Here is an 18,829-nt window from a genome sequence, read left to right on the forward strand (position 1 = left end):
GGCTCCGCAAACGCCTCGCTCCGCCGCGCTCGCTCCTGACCTTCTACTTCGCCCCGGTCGACGCGGCGGCCCCCGCAGGCGCCGCCGTCCGGCCGCCGAGCGAGCGCGACAGGAACGCCAGCAAGCGGGTGTAGAACTCGCGCTGGTGCTCATCGACGTAGAAGCCGTGGCCTTCGGTCTTGTAGTACAGGGTTTCCACCGGCACCCCGGCGGCGCGCAAGGCCTTCTCCATCTTCTCGCTGTGCGCGATCGGCGCGCGCTGGTCTTCGCCGCCCGCGGCCAGGAACACCGGCACCTTGATCTGTTGCGCCAGTTCGGTCGGCGAGACTTTGGCGGTCTCTTCCTTGGAGCCGATCCATTCGCGGAGGTAGGTTTCGCCCGAACCGGCCTTCTGGATGTCGCCGGTGCTGTGCATCATCGGCAGGTCGTAGACGCCGACGTAACCGGCCGCGCACTTGTACAGCGCGGGCTCCTTGGCCACGCCCATCAGCGAGGCGTAGCCGCCGTAGCTGGCGCCGTACAGACAGATCCTGGCCGGATCGGCCACGCCCTGCTCGATCGCCCAACGGGTCGCATCGGTGAGGTCGTTCTGCATCGCGCCGCCCCACTGGCGCTGGCCGGCGAGCCGGAACGCACGCCCGTAGCCTGCGGAGCCGCGGTAGTTGAGCTGCAGCACGGCATAGCCGGCCTGGGCCAGCATCTGCGCGTCGCTGTCGAACTGCCACACGTCCTGGATGCCGAACGGACCGCCGTGCGGCATCACCACCATCGGCAAGGACTTGCCGCTGCTGTCCTTGGGCGTGGTCAACAGGCCGGACAGCGCCAGGCCGTCGCGGGCTTTGAGCCGGATCGGACGCACCGGCGCCATCTTTTCCGGGTCGACCCAGGAGCCGCGGCTGATCACATGCGCGGCATGCTTCTTGGCGTTGTCGTACAGGAAAATGTCGCCGGGGTTGCGGTCGCTCCAGCTGCGCAGCAGAGCCAGACCGCCGTCTGCGGTCTCGGAGGTGATGCGCACGCCCTCGCCCTTGAACGCGGCTTCCAGGCTGCGGTACTGCTTGGCCTCCGGCGAATTCTTGTCGAAGAATTCGCTGCGCGGCACGCCGTCGGCGAAGAACACGCCGACCGGGGTATTGCTGTTGCGACGATAGATCACCCGATCCGGATCGGCGACCGCGTCGCGCAGGATCTCCTTGCGGGTCTGGTTGGCGATGTCGAAGGCGACGATCGCATCCGGGCCCTGCGGCTGCTCGCTGCGGAAGTAGGCGATGCTGTCGTCGGCGGAGAAGCCGATCGGATGATCGATGCCCTCGCCCTGCGCGTCGGAACGCAGCAACTGCCAGTCCTTGCCTTCGCCGGCGCGGTAGAACAGCTTGCGCACGTTGTCGGTGCCGTAGCCGAGGGCGAAGCGGACCACGCCCTGGTGGTCGGTGGTGAAGTCGGCGTTGCGCACCGGCGCGATCGCGATCTGGTTGCGGCGACCGGTGTACACGTCCAGGCGCTCGGCGCGGGTGTAGGCGTCGGCGGCGAACTGCTGCACCGAGATCACCACATTCTTGTCGTCGCCGGGCAGGTCGTCGACCAGGAAGGCGGCGACCTCCTCGACCTTCTTCGGCTGGATGCGGGTGCCGGCGCCGGCGCCGCGCACGCGGTAACCGACCAGCACGTCGATGCCGGTGCCGTTGGCGTTCATCGCATAGATTTCGCCGGTCAGCTGCGGCTGGTCGCGCGAACCCAGCTTCTGCGCCATGCCGATCAGCACCCGGGTCGGGCTGACCCAGTGGAAGTCGTGCACGTGATTGTTCTTGCCGAGCCGGAATGCGCCGGTCATCTTCATGCCCTCGCGGGTGAAGATCACCAACATGGTTTCGTTCTCGGCCGGCACCGAGGCGGCGTAGAACTCGCCGGTCGGCGAAAGCTTGATGTCGACGAAGGCGTCGCGCTTGACGAACGAGGCCACGTCCACGCCGTCCGCAGCGCTCGCGCCCGCCGGCAGTGCCGCCAGCCCGGCGGCCAGCAGCAGCGAATATCCCCAGAGTTTCATTGCCCGTCCCCCCAATGAACGTCGTCCGTGGCGGCCGCCGAAGCGACCGCTGCCGCTGCGCGACGGGTCGATCATAGGGGTTGCTACCGCGGTCGCACAAACGCGTGCACATCGCGGCCCAAGCCGCGTGTACGGGCTGCGGCAGGGGTCGCCGGGCTCAGCCGGCCGGCCGGTCCAGCGTCGCGCTCAGCGCCTGGCGCCAGTGCGGCACGTCCAAGCCGTATTCGGCCCGCAGGCGGCCGCTGTCCAGCACCGAATACGCCGGGCGCCGGGCCGGGGTCGGATAGTCGGCGGTGCCGATCGCCTCGACCCGCGGCCGGCGCGCGATCAGGCCGCGCGCTTGCGCTTCCTCGAAGATCGCCTCGGCGAAACCGTGCCAACTGGTTTGGCCGCCGGCGACCAGGTGGCGCACGCCGGACTGCTTGAGCCCCTGCCGCAACACCTGCGCCGCGGCGTCGGCCAACAACCAGGCCGGGGTCGGCGAACCGTGCTGGTCGGCGACCACGCGCAATTCCTCGCGTTCGCCGCCCAGACGCAGCATGGTGCGCAGGAAGTTGTGGCCGCGGGTGGCGTAGACCCAGGCCGTGCGCAGGATCAGATGCTCGGCGCCGCTGGCCCGGATCGCCTCCTCGCCGGCCAGCTTGCTCTCGCCATAGACGCTGATCGGGCCGGTCGGATCGGTTTCGAGATAAGGCCGGCTGCCGCTGCCGTCGAAGACGTAGTCGGTCGAATAGTGGATCAGGCCGATCCCATCCGCCGCGCACAGCTGCGCCAGCCGCGCCGGCGCCTGCGCATTGACCGCGAAGGCGAGCTCGCGCTCGCTCTCGGCGCGGTCCACCGCGGTATAAGCGGTCGCGTTGACCACGTGATCCGGGCGCACCCGCCGCAGCAGGGGTTCGATCGCGTCGGCCTGGGCCAGGTCCAGGGCTTCGCACTCCGCCCCGTCGTCGGCCAGACGTCCGCTGCGCGTGGTCGTCACCACCTCGCCCAGTGCGGACAGGCTGCGGCGCAGTTCGTGGCCGACCTGGCCGTCGCCGCCGAGCAGCAACAGCCTCACGGCGCGTACACCGGCAAGCGGTCCTCGGCGATGTCCTTCAACCGCGGCGCGACCGCGTCCTTGGCCGACAGGCCGGGCTCGCTGACCGGCCAGTCGATCGCCAGGTCCGGGTCGTCCCAACGCACGCCGGCATCGGCCTTGGCGTCGTAGACGTGGGTACACAGATAGCTGAACACCGCACGCTCGCTGAGCACGGCAAAGCCGTGGGCGAAACCTTCCGGTATCCATAAATGGCGCTTGTTCTCGGCGCTGAGGACCGCCGCGGTCCAGCGGCCGTAATGCGGCGAGCCGCGGCGGATGTCGACCGCGACGTCCCAGACTTCGCCTTCAAGCACCGAGACGTACTTGCCCTGCGGATTGGGCCACTGGTAATGCAGGCCACGCAGCACGCCGCGCGCCGACGAGGACACGTTGCCCTGCACGAAGCGCGGGTTCAGGCCGTGCGCGGCGAGCTTGTCCTGGTTGAACGATTCGTAGAAGAAGCCGCGCGCGTCGCCGAACACTTGCGGTTCGATGACGACGCAACCGGGCAGATCGGTTTCGATGACTTTCAAACGGTCTTCCTCACGGTACGAAGCCGCGTTCGGACAGGCCGAGCAGGTACTGGCCGTAGCCGTTCTTGGCCAGCGGGCGGGCCAGTTCGACCAATTGGGCGGCATCGATCCAACCATTGCTCCAGGCGATTTCCTCGGGGCAGCAAACGCGCAACCCCTGGCGGGCTTCGATGGTTTCGATGTAGTTGGACGCTTCCAGCAGCGATTGATGGGTACCGGTGTCGAGCCAGGCATAGCCGCGGCCGAACCGCTCCAGATGCAGCGAGCCCTCTTCCAGGTAGATCCGGTTGAGGTCGGTGATCTCCAGCTCGCCGCGCGCCGACGGCTTGAGCCCGGCGGCGAATTCGCTGGCGCGGCCGTCGTAGAAGTACAGGCCGGTGACCGCATAGTTGGAGCGCGGCTTGGCCGGCTTCTCTTCCAGGCCGATCACCTGCCCTTCGCGGTCGAACTCGGCCACGCCGTAGCGCTCCGGATCGCTGACCCAATAGCCGAACACGGTCGCGCCGCGCTCGCGCTGGTCGGCGCGCTTGAGCATCGCGGTCAGGCCGGGGCCATGGAAGATGTTGTCGCCGAGCACCAGGCAGCTGGGCTGGCCGGCGACGAAATCCTCGCCGATCAGATAGGCCTGGGCCAGGCCGTCCGGGCTCGGCTGCACCGCGTACTCGATCTTCATGCCCCATTGCGAACCGTCGCCCAGCAGGTTCTTGAACAGCGCCTGCTCGTGCGGGGTGTTGATGATCAGCACTTCGCGGATGCCCGCCAGCATCAGCACGCTGAGCGGGTAGTAGATCATCGGCTTGTCGTACACCGGCAGCAGCTGCTTGCTGATGCCCTGGGTGATCGGATACAGCCGGGTGCCGGAGCCGCCGGCGAGAATGATGCCCTTGCGGTTCATGCGCGCGTCCTCAGGCCTGACCGATGCGTTCCAGGCGGTAGCTGCCGTCGAGCACTCGCTGCACCCAGGCCTGGTTGTCCAGGTACCAATCGACGGTGCGGGCGATGCCCTGTTCGAAGGTCAGGGTCGGCGCCCAGTCCAGCTCGCTCTTGAGCTTGGAGGCGTCGATGGCGTAGCGGCGATCGTGGCCCGGCCGGTCGGTCACGTAGGTGATCAGCGACTCGCGCGCGCGGCCGTCGGCCAGCGGCCGGCGCTGGTCGAGCAGCGCGCAGATGGTCTTGACCACGACGATGTTGGCGCGTTCGGCGTCGCCGCCGACGTTGTAGGTCTCGCCGATGCGGCCGGCCTCCAGCACTCGCGCGATCGCCGAGCAGTGGTCGCCGACGAACAACCAGTCGCGCACGTTAAGGCCGTCGCCGTACACCGGCAACGGCTCGCCGGCCAGGGCCTTGGCGATGATCAGCGGGATGAGCTTTTCCGGGAACTGATACGGCCCGTAATTGTTCGAGCAGTTGGTGGTCAGGACCGGCAGGCCGTAGGTGTGGTGGAAAGCGCGCACCAGGTGGTCGGACGCGGCCTTGGAGGCCGAGTACGGCGAATTCGGCGCGTACGGCGTGGTCTCGGTGAACTTGCCGGTCTCGCCCAGGCTGCCGTAGACCTCGTCGGTGGACACGTGCAGGAAGCGGAAGCCGTCGCGCGCCGGCGCGTCGAGCTGCTTCCAGTAATCGCGCACCTGCTCCAGCAGGCTCAGGGTGCCGACCACGTTGGTGTGGACGAACGCGGCCGGGCCATCGATCGAGCGGTCGACGTGGCTTTCGGCGGCGAAATTGATCACCGCGTCGGGGCGGTGCTCGGCCAGCAGGCGCTTGACCAGGGCCGCATCGCCGATGTCGCCCTGGACGAAGACGTGGTTCGGGTTGCCTTCCAGGCTGCCGAGGGTGTCGAGGTTGCCCGCGTAGGTCAGGGCGTCGAGGTTGACGACCTTGATGCCCTTTCGCACCGCATCGAGAACGAAGTTACCGCCAATAAAGCCGGCACCGCCGGTCACAAGCCAAGTAGGCACTCAGGACACTCCTTTATTTGATCGACGTAAGATCCGCCAACCTGGCCGCGCCCCAGCGCTCGCCGCTGCGGGCTGTTCAGCGAGCCTGGCGGATCCGAACGAGTGCCGGATTGTAATGCCTATCCGGCCCTCGGCCGCGGCGGGCCGGGCAGGCGATTAGGTCTCCTACAGCTTGATCGCCGTGCCGCCGGCGCATTCGTTGCGTGATGGAGCGCGCATCCCGTCGCGGTCGGCGCCGATCGCCCCCGGGAAGGCCGGACAGGAATTCAAGACGTAATACAAGCATGAAAGCGCCGTATACGATACAGCGGCCATGCCGTCGCCGCCGGCCCGCCCCCGGATGGGGCCGCCCTCCCGGGAGGGCGGCCTGCCCGCCACGGCCTCAATCCACCGTCACCACCACCACGCTCATCCACGGCACCTGCACCACCACCCGTCCCTGCGCGAACGCGACCGCGTTGGCGATCCGGGTCGGCGCGCGGAACTGGGCGCCGGCGGCGAAATCGGCCGGATTCATGCCGCGGCCGTGGCGCCAGGCCGAGTAGACCCCGCTGGCCTGCCCGCGCAGATCCATCACCACGCGCCGGTCGAGCGAGGCCGACTTATTGACCAACACGATCTTCTTGCGGTCGTCGGTAGCGAACACTTCCAGCTCCGGAATCGCACTGGTCGCAGCGACCATGGTCGAGCCGTAACGGCGCGACCAGGTGCCGCCGGTCCATACGCTCAAGCCCCAATAGGCCGGCAACCGTACGTGCTGCCCCTGCGGCTGATCGTTGCGATCGGTGCCGTCGGTGATCAGGCCGAGCGGTCCGTTGTTGTCGGCGTATTGGTAGGCGCTGCCGCCGGCATTGAGCACGTGGCCGATCACCGATGCGGTATGCACCAGATTGCGCGAAGTGTAGAACGCCTCGCGCCAACTGCCGTCGTACCAGGAGTTGTAGTTGAACTCGCCGACCTGGATCGCGATGCCGCTCGCGCGGTCGCCGAAACTCGCATCGATCTCCTGGCGCAGCCAGGTGATCGCGTCGGCGTACTGGCCGGTGCGGCGCAGATTGTCGACGCGCTCGCCGTCGCCGTACTTGTGGAAGTCGACCACGTCGACGTCGGCATGGCGAGCGGCGAAGAACTTGCGGAAATCGCCGAACTTGTAGTCGGCCCAGGTCACCAGCGACGGGCCGGCGATCGACAGCGGCCGCGCGCTGGCGCCGCGCATCGCCACGGCGATGGCGTGAAAGCCGTCGCTGCCGTTGCCGCCGTGGATGTAGGGGGCCATGCCGAAGCCGTTGTCGGGTTCGTTGCCGATGATGTAGTCGTCGACCGGACCGCCATGGCTGCCGCCGTTGTCGTTGAAGTAGCGCACCAGCGCCGCGGCGTCACCGGCGCGGATGTCGTTGTCGTTGCTGCTGCCGCCGACGGCGATCATCGGAATGCCGCCGATGCTCTTGATCGCGCGCACATAGGCTTCGCCTTCGTTGCCGCCGTGCACGCCGCCGGCGGCGGAACCGACCTGGCCGTCGTGGTGGTACAGCGGAATGCGCCAGACCAACGGGCCGAGCTCGCCCAGGTAGCGCTGCCACAGCGCCTGGTTCGGGCCCTTGATCAGATTGCTGCCGCCGTCGGCGAAGGTCGACACCGTCGAGCCCAGCGAGTACGCCGAGGTCGGCTGGCGATGCGCGGTGAAATCGACCACCACATTGGCGGCTTCGGCTGCATGCAGTCGCGGCCCGCCGATCAGGGCGAGCGCGCCGGCGAGGATGGCGGCGAGACGGAACGAAGGCGGTGCGGACCTGCGGAATTGCGAATGCATGGGAAGCCTCGAGAGAGCGGACAGGATGCGATTCGCCCGCGGCTGCGCAGGCACGCGACCCGACACGACCCGAGGCCGCGCCGGCGCGCTCCCACGCGGCGCCACGGACCGGCAACCGCGGCGCGGACCCTAGCGCCCCACGCCCCGCCGAAACGCGACGCGCATTGGCGATGCACAGGCGTTTACAGCCCGCGAACGGAACCGCTGCCGATCTCACACCCCTGACTTGACAGCGATCCCACGCACGGCGATCGGGCCTGCAGAGGCGCCGCCAGCTGGATAGTTCCTAATGTTTCTGGGCCAAAAGTGAAATGATCCAGACAAGGCCGATGGCCCGGGAAGCCTTATCCAGCAAAGCTTGCAAGCCTTCGGGCCCGGTGGTTGTAGCGATAGCAGACTTCACCCAATACAAGAGCAGGAATTAGCGGGGCACCCGCAGTACCGGCCGGCCAGCTCTTGGCATAGCTCCAAAACCCTTCGATGCCGGCGATGTGGTCGCGTCCGACCGGCTTACCCTTCTCATTGCGGATCATCGCATGGCCGCCTCGTAGCCTCAGCGTGGCGCACGCCTGCCTGCAGCCGATGTACTACATCGACCCTTCGCGGGTGTGCGCCTCGATCTGCTGCATCACGCTGTCGCGATCGTGCGCAGCGATCGGCATGACCTTGATTTGAGCGTTGCGCTTGACGGTGCCGAACGCGATCACCCTGTCGGCGGCACCCAACCGGTTTTGCCATGACAAATACCGCCAAACGTGGTTTGGTCGCATCCCGCGCCCGCGTCGGACGGCCTTCGCCACTGCTCTTCGAAGACGCAGCAGGCCCGCAGGACGCGGCAGAACTTTTCCGCTGTGGCCAGGTTGCACACGGGCTGGAATCGCTGCCGGTAGACCGGTACGCCAGGAGCAAAACGTTCGATCAATTGCCGCCTCTGCGAAGCGCTCAAGCGGACCGATTTCCGGGCTGCGACGACCGGACGAAGGCCATGGGTGCCGGTCAGCCACTTGAGCCGTCCATCATTCAATTTCCAAAGCCGCGCAGGTTGGCTAGCCGGATATTTTTGCATCTTGAACCAGCTTAATCCGGTCCAGACTCGTAGGGAATCGCGTCCGATTTCGATTCGCATCGCCATGGAACAAGAATTCAACAGCGACACCGCATCCACGCCCGCAATGAACATCCGCCATCGCACTTCCTTCCTCGAGAGGACATCGATAAGGACGACTGATCGATGGACTCAGTTCATGAATCAGGCTTCGGCATAAGTGTGATTAGGACGCACCAGGACAGAGATTGACTCAGTGGTGTCGCATACGAACCATAGAAAGTGTGCCTTCTTTAATTGTTGTCCATTCAAGTCGTTGATGACGGTCAAACGTGCCTGCTGGCACGTTTATTGCGGCAAGAATCTCCGGCAGGGCGGTCGCAGCGATCGGGATGGCTCTGCGACCGTGGTGGCCTCGCCGCCATATGTCCATCGACTCGGGCCGCTCCTGCCGTGGTCCGCACCGACACAGGATTTCTTCATGAAGCCGACGATCGCCTGTTTGATTCCCCTGTTCGCCTTGCTGTCCGCCCCCGCCGCCGCCACCGACCTCAGTCCCAATCAGGTCGGCGGCGACATCCCGGGCAACTACGCCCAGATCGATTTCTATCTCAAGAACGGCGATTGGGCGCCCAAGCTGACCCTGTCCAACGCCGCCGGCGACGGCTACACCGTCGCGATCCATTCCACCGCGGGCTACGACAGCCAGTTGGCGACCGGCAACACCGACTATCCACTGAGTTCGATGCCTATCCGGGCCGGCGATAGCCTGTCGTTCGTCTACCGGGCCGGCCAACGGCAATGGAGCCTGGTCGGCCCCTCGCTGAGCCCGAACGGCAACGGCGGCAGCGGCGCCATCGCCAGCTATCCGAACGCCCGCGTGCTGCGCTTCAACCTCGCCGATGGCGATTGGGCGCAGTCGGTCACCCTGCCCTCCAGCGCTCCGGACAACAGCCTGATCGTGGTCTCGTCCTCGGCCACCTGGAACAGCCGCATCAATCCGCAGAACATCCAGTACGCCAGCAGCTTCAACCTGCGCAACGGCGACCAGTACGCTTTCCTGTACCGCACCGCGCTGCAGCGCTGGGTCAGCGTCAAAGCGCCGACGCAAGCTTTCGACGCCGGCAAGATCGGCACGCAGATCCCGACGCCGGTGGTGCCCAACACCCAGGTCAGGCTCGCCGACGGCAACTGGGTTTCCGAGCTCCGTCTGCCCGCCAACGCCGGCGACCGCGACCGGGTGAGCATCGTCTCCGATGCCAGCTGGACCGCGACCATCTCCGGCCAGAACGTGGATGCGGCCGCGACGATGAAGCTGGTCGCCGGTTCGCGTTACGACTTCATCTACATCAAGGAACGCGCTCGCTGGGTGCTGCAGTCCAGCCCGACTCCGGCCTACACCGCGAACGGCCCGGGCGGATCGCAACTGCCCGACATGACGTCGCCGAACGCGCGCTACTCGGCTGCGGACGGCAACTGGGCCGCCACGGTGAAGCTGCCGGTCAACGCGACCCCGGGCGACCGCGTCGTGGTCAAGAGCGACGCAAGCTGGGATTTCAACGTCACCGGCCAGAACACCACCTTCGGCACGGTTCCGGTCCGTCGCGGCGAGACCCTGCGCTTCGTCCGCACCGCGGCCGGCGCGTGGTCGCTCGACACCCGCCTGATCACCATGCTGTTGATCTACAGCGAGGAAGCGGCCGCGCAACTCGGCGAGACCGCAGCGCAGATGCGGCTGTGGGAAGGGCTGCGGCTGACCAATGAAGCGCTGGAGAACTCCCGGGTCAACTTCTACGTCAAGGCGGTCGGCATGATCAAGCGGCAGTTCCAGGCCACCACGCTCGGCGACATCCTCAACGTCGCGCTCAAGGACTCGGTGGTCAGCTCGACCCGCACGCAACTGGCCGCCGATGCGGTCTATTACGAGGGCACCGAGGAAGGCTGCGGCCTGGCCTGGGTCAACGCGAGCCGCGACAACATGATCGGCTCGGGCTCGCTGGGCTGCGGCACCACCGTGATGCGCCATGAGTTCGGCCACAACATGGGCCTGAACCACGGCGACGACGCCAGCGGCGGCTCGGCGCCGTACGCCAAGGGCTACAGCCTGATCTCCGACATCATGGGCGGCAACGCGATCCCCTACTACTCCAATCCAAACCTCTACACGACCGACACCGAAGTCGCGACAGGCCTGCCGATGGGCATCGCCAACGTCACCGACTCGGTGCGGGCGATGAACGAGCGCTCCCAACTGGTTTCCGAGTTCTATTGACCGCCGGTCCGCCGGCGGGTCTCGCCCGCCGGCGGATCTCTCCCCCGCAAGGACATCCCGACATGCCTCTCTCGCGAAACCGGGCCCTGATTCTCGGACTCGTCCTGACCGGCGCCGCCACTGTCGGCCTGCTGGTGTACTACCGGACCGCCCCCGGCGCCACGGGCAACCTGCTGCAGGACCCCGCCTACCGACCGAATGCATCGCCCGTCGCCGTTACCACCCGCTCCGGAACCGACGGCATAGAGGCCTTCGTCGCCCGCCGCAGCGCTACGTTCTCGCTGGACCGCGCACGCCTGCAGAGCGCGCGTGCGCGCAAGGACCTCCTGCAGCTGGTCGATCCGGCCAAGGTCGCCGCCGGCGCCCTGAAACCGACGCCGCGCCAGATGGGCGACGGTCGCCAGTTCGTCGCCTACGACGCCTATGTACTCGAGTCCAAGGGCGTCGGCGACGATATCGAAGTCTACGTCCCGAACCTCGGACTGACCCTGCACGGCGTGATCGACAACGTCGAAGTCAACGGCGACATCGTGCGCTGGTCGGGCATGTTCGAAGACTTCAATTCGACCATGAGCAAATTCTCGATCAGCCAGACCATGGTCGACGACTACGTACTGGGCAGCTTCGACACGCCGATGGGCAGCTACAGCCTGGAAGCCAAGAACGGTCTGGGCTGGGTGGTCGAGCAAGGCGCCGACTTTCATTTGCCGGCCGACGGCAAGGACTACATCGAAGCGACGCCGCAGCGCTGAGCGAGAAGCCTCGCACTGGATGCCCGGCCGGTTGTTGTCTTTTCCGGCCTGGACAGCCGGGCAAGCCGCGGACTGGGCGAGCGGACGGCGGAGACCCCGGCCCGAGACGCGCGGCCAAAGGACAACGAAAATAGCGGCTTAGTTCGCCAACGGCTTCCCCATCAGAGCGGCCGTCGCGGCCACGCCGATGAACCACTCGATTCCAAGCGTTGCCTTGGGAACAGGGCATGTCTCTGTCGGCGCCGAGCGTGCCGCCTGCGGCCCCCACCTGTAGCCGCCGGGCTCGCCCCGCCCAAGCCGGATAAATGTGCGTTGATGCACAGCGCGGCAACCTGTTATAAGCATTCGTATACCGTATACTGAATGCCTTGCGGTTTCGGCAGCATCGCGTAGCGAAGAAGGTTCCGCGTACGCGCAGCAATGGCTGGAACCGGAACCGCCGCTTCGGCGGCGGCGGGCAGGGGTATCGGTATGGCTTGGGGATCGCCTGACCGGATCGGGCTTCTCTCCCCCGAAAGTAGCCACTTCGGGCAGGCATCCCCAAGCGCTTCACAGGAGGAGGACGTCGCGGCGGACAACGTGTGTCGCCTGCCGCCCAGGCAGCTACCCACAGACAACCTGCATTGCCTTAGGACCGGCGATCCACGGGCTCCGTTTGACCAGCGGTTCATGCCCGCTCGACGCTGCCGCGTCACGAGCGGCTTCGTTGCCCGCCGAACATGAGCGACGACTAAACAGTTCCAGCGTCGATCGCACGGATTCCGCTACCTATCCTGTAGCACGCGACAAAGGCGGCCCCGCTCCCCAAGACTCGCCCAGCCGCCTCGAGCCGTCCCTACGCCGCCGATCATCGAGCATGCAGGATCTCGACTGGCCCGAATCCTTCCATCCCACGACAAGCGAAGCAGCCATGGCACTCCGTCTCCTCGCACTCTCACTGACCTTGCTGGCCGCCTGCTCTTCCAGTCAGCGCCTGACTGCGGACCAGCCGGCAACGCTCGATGCGGCCGCCGAACAGTATGTGCGCCTGACCCTGAGCATCGGCGAGCACGAGCCCGGCTACGTCGATGCCTACTACGGACCGGCGGAATGGGCGGATGAAGCAAAATCGGTCAAGCGCCCGCTTGCCGAACTGCGCGCGGCGGTGATCGACCTCGACCGCCGATTGCACCGCATCGACACCGTGTCCCTGTCCGCGATGGAAGCCAAGCGCAAAGCCTTCCTTTCCGCGCAACTTGCCGCCGCCAGGACTCGGCTGGACATGCTGGCCGGGGCAAAACTAAGCTTCGACGACGAAGCCGAAGGCCTGTTCGCCGTCCGTCCCGAACTCAAGCCGCTGTCGGCATACGATCCGATTCTTGCGGAGATCGATGCGCGCTTGGCCGGCACCGGCCCGCTGTGGAAGCGCTTCGACCAGCGTTCCAGCCGCACTGCAATCCCCAGCGCCCGCCTCGACGGCGTCATGCGGGCATCCATCGACGAGTGCCGACGCCGGACCGTCCGACACATCGCTCTCCCGCCCGGCGAACAATTCACGCTCGAATTCGTCACCAAGCAGTCCTGGTCCGGCTACAACTGGTACAAAGGCAACGCCACGAGCCTGATCCAGATCAACACCGATTTGCCGGTGCTGATCAGCCGTGCGGTCGACCTGGGCTGCCACGAGGGCTATCCCGGTCACCACGTGTTGAATATGCTGTTGGAGCAGCGTTTGTACAAAGGCCGGGGATGGGTCGAGTTCTCGGTGTATCCACTGTACAGCCCGCAATCCCTGCTCGCCGAAGGCTCGGCCAATTACGGAATAGAACTCGCGTTTCCCGGCGAGGACCGGCTGGCGTTCGAAGCCGGCACGCTCTACCCCTTGGCCGGGCTCGACCCCGCCACGGCCGCACAGGATTTCGAGCTGTTGCAGATGCGCAACAAGCTGTCGGGCGCGCGGCTGACGATCGCCAAAGACTACTTGGACGGCCGGATCACCCGGGACGAAGCGGTGAAGCTGACGCAGAAGTACCAACTCCTGTCGCCCGAACGCGCCGAGCAATCCATCGACTTCACCGGCAAATACCGAACCTATGTCGTCAACTACGGATGGGGACTCGAGCTGGTCAGGCGCTTCGTTTCCTCCGCCGGCGCCTCGCCCACCGACCGCTGGGCCGCGATGGAGCGGATATTGTCGGAACCGACCATTCCCTCCGACCTGATGCAGCCGTCGACGTCCGCCACGAAGTAACGGCCGCGCCGGTTGCGTCCTTCAGCCGCAGTTTCGTCGGAGACGACGCTTCCATGAGAACCATCGGCTTGATCGGGGGCACCTCCTGGCATTCGACCATCGAGTACTACCGCGGCATCAACCAAGCCATCAACGATCATTTCGGCAACAACACCAATCCGCCGCTGATCCTGCACAGCCTCGATCAACACGAGATCCATCGCCTGCAGGCCGCGGACCGCTGGGACGCGATCGCCGGCCTCCTGGCGAATGCCGCGGCGAAACTGGAGGCTTCCGGCGCGGAAGCGCTGGTGTTCTGCGCCAACACGCCGCACAAGGTCTATCCGGAGGTCGCCAGCTCGGTCCGAATACCGATCTTGCACATCGCCGATGCCGTCGGCTCCGCCGTCCGCCGCCTGAATCTGAGCGAAGTCGGGCTGATCGGAACCCGCTATACGATGGAAGACGGCTTCATCCAGCGCTGGCTGCTGGAACGCTACGGCATAAGCGTGATTACGCCCTCGTCCGACGAAGCCAGGGACCGGTTGCAACGAATCATCCAGCTCGAGCTGGCCTTGGGCGACTTCGGACAGGACACGAAACGCTATGTCATCGAGCAGATTTCGATCCTGCGGACACGAGGCGCACAAGGCATCGTACTGGGCTGCACCGAATTTCCGTTGCTCCTCGCCCAACACGAGCTCGATCTTCCCAGCTTCGATACCTTACAACTCCACGCCCGGATGGCCGTCGATTTCATCCTCAGCTGAGCCCATACCGCCATCGAGGAGGCGTTCCGCCCGCGACGTTGCAGAAAGGAAACACGTTATCGGGCGCAGATCGCTCGCTTCGGAACGATCCGAGCGCGGGAAAGTCCACCCGCGCCCATTCGTTCAACGGAGCCAATGCATCGATGTCGCCGCGAGTTCGCCAGCGACCCATTGCGAGCCACCAGGCCGAGCTATGAGCGCTCCATCGTCGTCCTCGTGCGTCAATTGACCGTGCACGTCAGGGTCACGGTCACGGATGCGCCAGCGGTCAAAGTGCCCAGCGCGACACCGGCTTCCAGCCCGGCAAGGGAAATAGGCGACGCCGGACAGCCCGCGCCGCTGCAAGTGGGGGGCGTGGTGCAGGTCAGGCCGACCCGACCGGCCGGATCTTGCACCACGGCACCGGTCACCGAACTGGAACCGTTGTTGGTCACGACTATGGCGTAGGTCGTGGTGGCGCCGCGAGCGAGACTGTCGGCAGGCTGGTCGCTGGGACCGACGCCCGGCGTGTTGGTCTTGGTGATCAGAAGATCCGCCGTAGCCGGGCCGCTGAACTCCGAAGTCGATCCGATCGAGGTCGTCGCGGTCGCGACGCAACCCGCGTTCTGGCACCTCGTAGCGGTCATCCTCAAGCTTGCAGGAGCAGCCCCGGAGACCGTGCAACTGCTAGGTGCGGTCGCGCTTACCCCCGTGACCACGCAAAAGCCTAGCCAGACCTGACCCTCGCCGAACCCTGTGGGGTCCAGGCCTGCGGGGTTGTTGTAAAAATCGATCCGATAGCCGTTGGCATTGGCCGCGGCATCCAAAGTGAAATTCACCGTGGTTCCGCTGATCCCCGACAGCACGGGAAAGTTCTGCAGCTCATTGGGGCCGGTGTCGCCATCGCCGGCATCGTTGAGCGTTACTCCGTCGTTGGACAGATCGATGCCCAAACCGCCGTTGCCCGAAATGTTGGTATTGGCATAGACGGCATTGCCGGTGGCCGTAGCGCCCGTTATCCGAACGCCGTCGCCGGTGTTCCCCGTTATCGTATTGCCCGTTATCGTATTCTGACCGATGACCGTGTTGGCGTTGCCGGTCAATGCGATGCCCGCCCCGCCGTTGTTGGTCAGAATATTTCCTTGCACCAGGTTGTCGTTGATCTGGGTCGCCCCGACGACTCCAGCCCCTTCGAAAGCGATGCCTGAACCGATGTTTCCGTTGATCGTATTGTTGGTCAGCGTATTGCCATCGGTATTGCTGCCGACGCCGCCGAACTGGGGTACCAAACGGATGCCGGCGAAGTTCGTTCCGGTAATGTTGTTGGAATCCACCAGCACGTTCGTGGCGCTTGCGACGCCGACGCCGTAATTCGTCCCGCTTATGGTATTGCCGGTAACCGTAGCGTTGTAGCCCGCGATCGCCGGGTTGTTGAAGATGCTGATGCCATAGAAACCGTTGGTGATGGTGTTGTTGGTCACCGTGCAGTTGTCGCTGTTGAAACAGCGGATGGCGTCCGCGCCGCCAACGACGCCGGTGAACGTATTGCCGCTGATGACCATGTTGCTTACGCCGCTTACCGCCACGGCAGGCTGACCGAAATTGGTGATGCCGATATTCAGCAACTGACTGTTCGTGGCCGTCGATAGGAACGAGAGGGCCGAAAAATTTCCGCCGCCGCCATTCAGCGTGATGTCGCCGCCGCCGTTTATCACTACCGTATCGCTGATCGCCGGAAGCGCGGCTACCAAGTTGATGGTGCCCGCGCCGCTGAACACGATCGTGTCGTCGACGATCGCCGTCAGATCCGCTGCGGCCAGCGCCGCGCGCAATGTCGTACAACTGAAGTTCGGGGCGATACCGGTACAAACCGGGGGAGTCAATGTATCCGTTAGGCCGGTGACGGTGTAAGTCGCGCCGACCGCCGCCCCGGACATGAAGATTAGACAGAAGGCCGCGTATCGCCATCGACGTAACGGTGCGCGCGACCCATTATTGCGCCGTCGATCTTCTACCGCCGGCTCCTTCGCACCGTCCGTCGGCGGTCGATGCAAAGCGGAAGCCCGAACGCTCGCGTCGCGAGGACATCGCAGCGCACGCACCGGCCGATAGCCCCTCCCCCCGCGGCACGCATCGCGAAATAGCCGAAATATCGGAACGACGGAAATAGTGCCCATCGACGCCCCCATGAGTCGAAGACCGTGACTGTTTCCCGCTTCCTTTCGATCATCCATTAATGCCTATCGACATAGCAATAGGTTTGACTGTTGAATTTACGTCGCGAAAGTCAAGCAAAAATCGTGCCAAGTACTCGGAGCGACGAAGCTCGGCGGATGACCCATCACCTCGGCGCATAAATTTGCGACAAGCGATCCGGACGCCCTTGGATTCGCTCGAGCTTGGGATACCTGTGGCCTCCGCGGTAGTCGATGCGGACCGATTTGATTGCATCGCCATCCTTGATCAGCAAGTCGATCCCCCGCCCCGCCTCTTTCGCAGCCGACACCGCATCCTTGAGCCGCTCGCCACTGCTAGCGTAGCCGTCGATCGCGATCACCGTGTTCCCGGGCGCGATGCCAGCTTCGAAGGCCGGCCCGTCCCAGCGCACGCTGGCCACCACGGAATCGGCCTTGGACATACTCATCCCCAGCGAGTAGGTCAGATCCACGGTCTTCGTCTTTTCTTCGGAGAACTTCTCGAAGTCGCCCGGAACCTCGCCGTACACCAGCGTCCAACCGCTCGCAGCCAGACCGTCCAGAGGCGGCGCATGAGCGCCGAGGCGGTCGCGCAGATAACCGGCCCAGTCGAACTCGACGATTCCGTCGAGCGCCGACACCACTTGTTCGAAATCGTAGGCTTTGACCCGATACTCTCCGTTCCCGCCGCCGAAAAACGCTCGGGCGAAGTCGTCCAGAGAATGCCGTTCGGCGCTGAGTTCGCGCAACTTGGCGTCGACCGCCAGCCAGACCAGTTGCGCGCCGGCATAGTAGTCCTCGGCGAGCTGGTAGCTGGTGTACGACTTCGGCCTGCGTTGGGCGATGACCGGGTCGTAGACGGTGTCCTGCAACGTGCGCCAGGCCAGACCGGGCCGATCTTCGCTATAGCGCGCCGCGGTCTGCGCCAAGGCCTCGCGGGCGAACTCCGGCCGCCATAAGCCGGAGCGCGCGGCCAGGACCTGTCCCCAATACTTGGTCTGACCTTCGTAAACCCACAGCAGATCGCCGCTAAGCGGCGAGTTGACGTCGGACGACACGATGCCGGCCGGACGCCGGTACTTGCCGTTCCAGGCATGAACCAGCTCATGCGCCAGCAGGTCGTGCCTCAGCACGCCGGGGCCATCCCAGGAAGTGAAATAGTCGACGTCCAAACCGTTTTCGCTAGAGCGTTGATGCTCCAGGCCTATGCCCCCCATTTGCCCAGACAATGAGAACAGGAAATCGTAGCGGTCGAACGGATGCGATCCGAACAACTTGTACGCCTGGCTCAGCAATTCGCGATGGAACCGGATCTGCTCGGGCGTAGCCTCCAGGTACTTTGCGGCGTCGGCAAAAACGTTGAGCCGCACCGGCGTCTGCGCCCCCGGGCTCAGATCGAACTGCCTGTAGTGACGTCCGGCGAATACCGGCGAATCCAGCAAGGTATCCAACGACACCGGGCGATAATTCAGGTACCCGCCCTGGTGCGATCCGACCTCCAGCGCCGAGGCCGACTGCCAACCGCTCGGCAACTTCAACCCCGCGGCGACCTCGACGTCGCGCACGTCGCTCCCGGCCGGATACAGCACGACTTGGTTCCACTGCACGTTGAGCATGTCCGGCGTCATGACCACTCTCCCCTGGGTACCGCCGGTGGGGGTCAGCATGTCGAAGCGCAGCTCCAGCTCGGCCACACCGTCGGGCACGACCAATCTGAAGGCGTAGACATTCAGCGCATCGCGATGCCAGGCGATGGGCCGACCGTTGCCGAGGATGCGCAGACCGGCGAACTTGTCGATCGGACCAACCGGCGAGTGATGCCCCTGAATCCATTGCGGAAACAACAACGTCAGCGCGCCCGGCCGCACCGGGACACGCTGACGCACGCGCAGGACCCGCCGCGCCACATCGGTGGCGTCGACTTCCAGCCGAAGCATGCCCGGCGGTCGCGCCTGGCCGGGCGAGACCGCCTGAGCATCCGGCGACGACAGCGAAACGGCGATCAACAGCGCCGGAGCGAGAATGCGAACGGCAAGGGTCATGGTCTTCTCCGACGATGGCTTACAGCGCCATACCCTTCAGCGCCGGATGGATCAGCTTGCCGCCCTCGACGTTGATGCCGCGCACCAAGGCCGGGTTGTTGCGCCACTCGTTGCCGGCCGCCAGCTTGTTGACCCACGGCAG

The 18,829-nt window shown here is 65.4% G+C and carries 14 protein-coding genes; 4 read left to right on the forward strand and 10 right to left on the reverse strand.

The window, feature by feature from the left end; all coding sequences use genetic code 11:
- Window positions 1-43 precede the first annotated feature (43 nt).
- The 8 genes from TX83_RS06400 to TX83_RS22615 form a co-directional block, all read right to left on the reverse strand.
- On the reverse strand, window positions 44-2,044 hold the full coding sequence (locus tag TX83_RS06400; RefSeq protein WP_079248079.1) for an alpha/beta hydrolase family protein: 2,001 nt from the start codon (window positions 2,042-2,044) through the stop codon (window positions 44-46).
- Between the two features lie 157 nt (window positions 2,045-2,201).
- Window positions 2,202-3,101, reverse strand: coding sequence for a dTDP-4-dehydrorhamnose reductase (gene rfbD / locus TX83_RS06405; protein WP_064747107.1), 900 nt, complete (start codon window positions 3,099-3,101; stop codon window positions 2,202-2,204).
- Complete coding sequence (rfbC, locus tag TX83_RS06410) at window positions 3,098-3,655, reverse strand: dTDP-4-dehydrorhamnose 3,5-epimerase (RefSeq protein WP_064747108.1); 558 nt, start codon at window positions 3,653-3,655, stop codon at window positions 3,098-3,100. Before rfbC ends, rfbD begins: the two co-directional genes overlap by 4 nt.
- A 10-nt stretch (window positions 3,656-3,665) precedes the next feature.
- A complete protein-coding gene (rfbA, locus tag TX83_RS06415) occupies window positions 3,666-4,550 on the reverse strand; it encodes a glucose-1-phosphate thymidylyltransferase RfbA (protein WP_064747109.1) in 885 nt (294 codons plus the stop codon).
- A 10-nt stretch (window positions 4,551-4,560) separates the two neighbouring features.
- Complete coding sequence (gene rfbB / locus TX83_RS06420; RefSeq protein WP_064747110.1) at window positions 4,561-5,613, reverse strand: dTDP-glucose 4,6-dehydratase; 1,053 nt, start codon at window positions 5,611-5,613, stop codon at window positions 4,561-4,563.
- Window positions 5,614-5,995: 382 nt separating this feature from the next.
- Entirely contained in the window at window positions 5,996-7,423 is a 1,428-nt protein-coding gene (locus TX83_RS06425; RefSeq protein ID WP_064747111.1) for a hypothetical protein, read from the reverse strand.
- Between the two features lie 587 nt (window positions 7,424-8,010).
- Complete coding sequence (locus TX83_RS23230; RefSeq protein ID WP_186442535.1) at window positions 8,011-8,148, reverse strand: hypothetical protein; 138 nt, start codon at window positions 8,146-8,148, stop codon at window positions 8,011-8,013.
- On the reverse strand, window positions 8,127-8,603 hold the full coding sequence (locus TX83_RS22615) for a hypothetical protein (protein WP_141233395.1): 477 nt from the start codon (window positions 8,601-8,603) through the stop codon (window positions 8,127-8,129). The genes TX83_RS23230 and TX83_RS22615 overlap by 22 nt, the downstream gene beginning before the upstream one ends.
- Before the next feature lie 346 nt (window positions 8,604-8,949).
- Between TX83_RS22615 and cpaA the strand changes: the two genes are divergently transcribed.
- From cpaA to TX83_RS06445, 4 genes are all read left to right on the forward strand, one after another.
- Window positions 8,950-10,740, forward strand: a complete 1,791-nt coding sequence (gene cpaA / locus TX83_RS06430) for a metalloendopeptidase CpaA (RefSeq protein ID WP_064747112.1) — start codon at window positions 8,950-8,952, stop codon at window positions 10,738-10,740.
- 62 nt (window positions 10,741-10,802) lie between these two features.
- On the forward strand, window positions 10,803-11,492 hold the full coding sequence (cpaB, locus tag TX83_RS06435) for a metalloprotease secretion chaperone CpaB (RefSeq protein ID WP_064747113.1): 690 nt from the start codon (window positions 10,803-10,805) through the stop codon (window positions 11,490-11,492).
- An 856-nt stretch (window positions 11,493-12,348) separates the two neighbouring features.
- Window positions 12,349-13,722: a hypothetical protein gene (locus tag TX83_RS06440; protein WP_222423728.1), complete on the forward strand. Its 1,374-nt coding sequence runs from the start codon at window positions 12,349-12,351 to the stop codon at window positions 13,720-13,722.
- Between the two features lie 53 nt (window positions 13,723-13,775).
- Complete coding sequence (locus TX83_RS06445; RefSeq protein ID WP_064747114.1) at window positions 13,776-14,471, forward strand: aspartate/glutamate racemase family protein; 696 nt, start codon at window positions 13,776-13,778, stop codon at window positions 14,469-14,471.
- Between the two features lie 221 nt (window positions 14,472-14,692).
- On the opposite strand, the gene TX83_RS06450 is transcribed toward TX83_RS06445, so the two are convergent.
- Entirely contained in the window at window positions 14,693-16,387 is a 1,695-nt protein-coding gene (locus TX83_RS06450) for a right-handed parallel beta-helix repeat-containing protein (RefSeq protein ID WP_186442536.1), read from the reverse strand.
- Window positions 16,388-16,791: 404 nt separating this feature from the next.
- Window positions 16,792-18,687 carry a M61 family metallopeptidase gene (locus TX83_RS06455; protein ID WP_064747116.1) on the reverse strand — a complete coding sequence of 632 codons (1,896 nt, stop codon included), beginning with the start codon at window positions 18,685-18,687 and terminating at the stop codon, window positions 16,792-16,794.
- Window positions 18,688-18,829: the final 142 nt, after the last annotated feature.

Source organism: Lysobacter antibioticus HS124, from assembly GCF_000336385.2.
GTDB lineage: Bacteria > Pseudomonadota > Gammaproteobacteria > Xanthomonadales > Xanthomonadaceae > Lysobacter > Lysobacter firmicutimachus.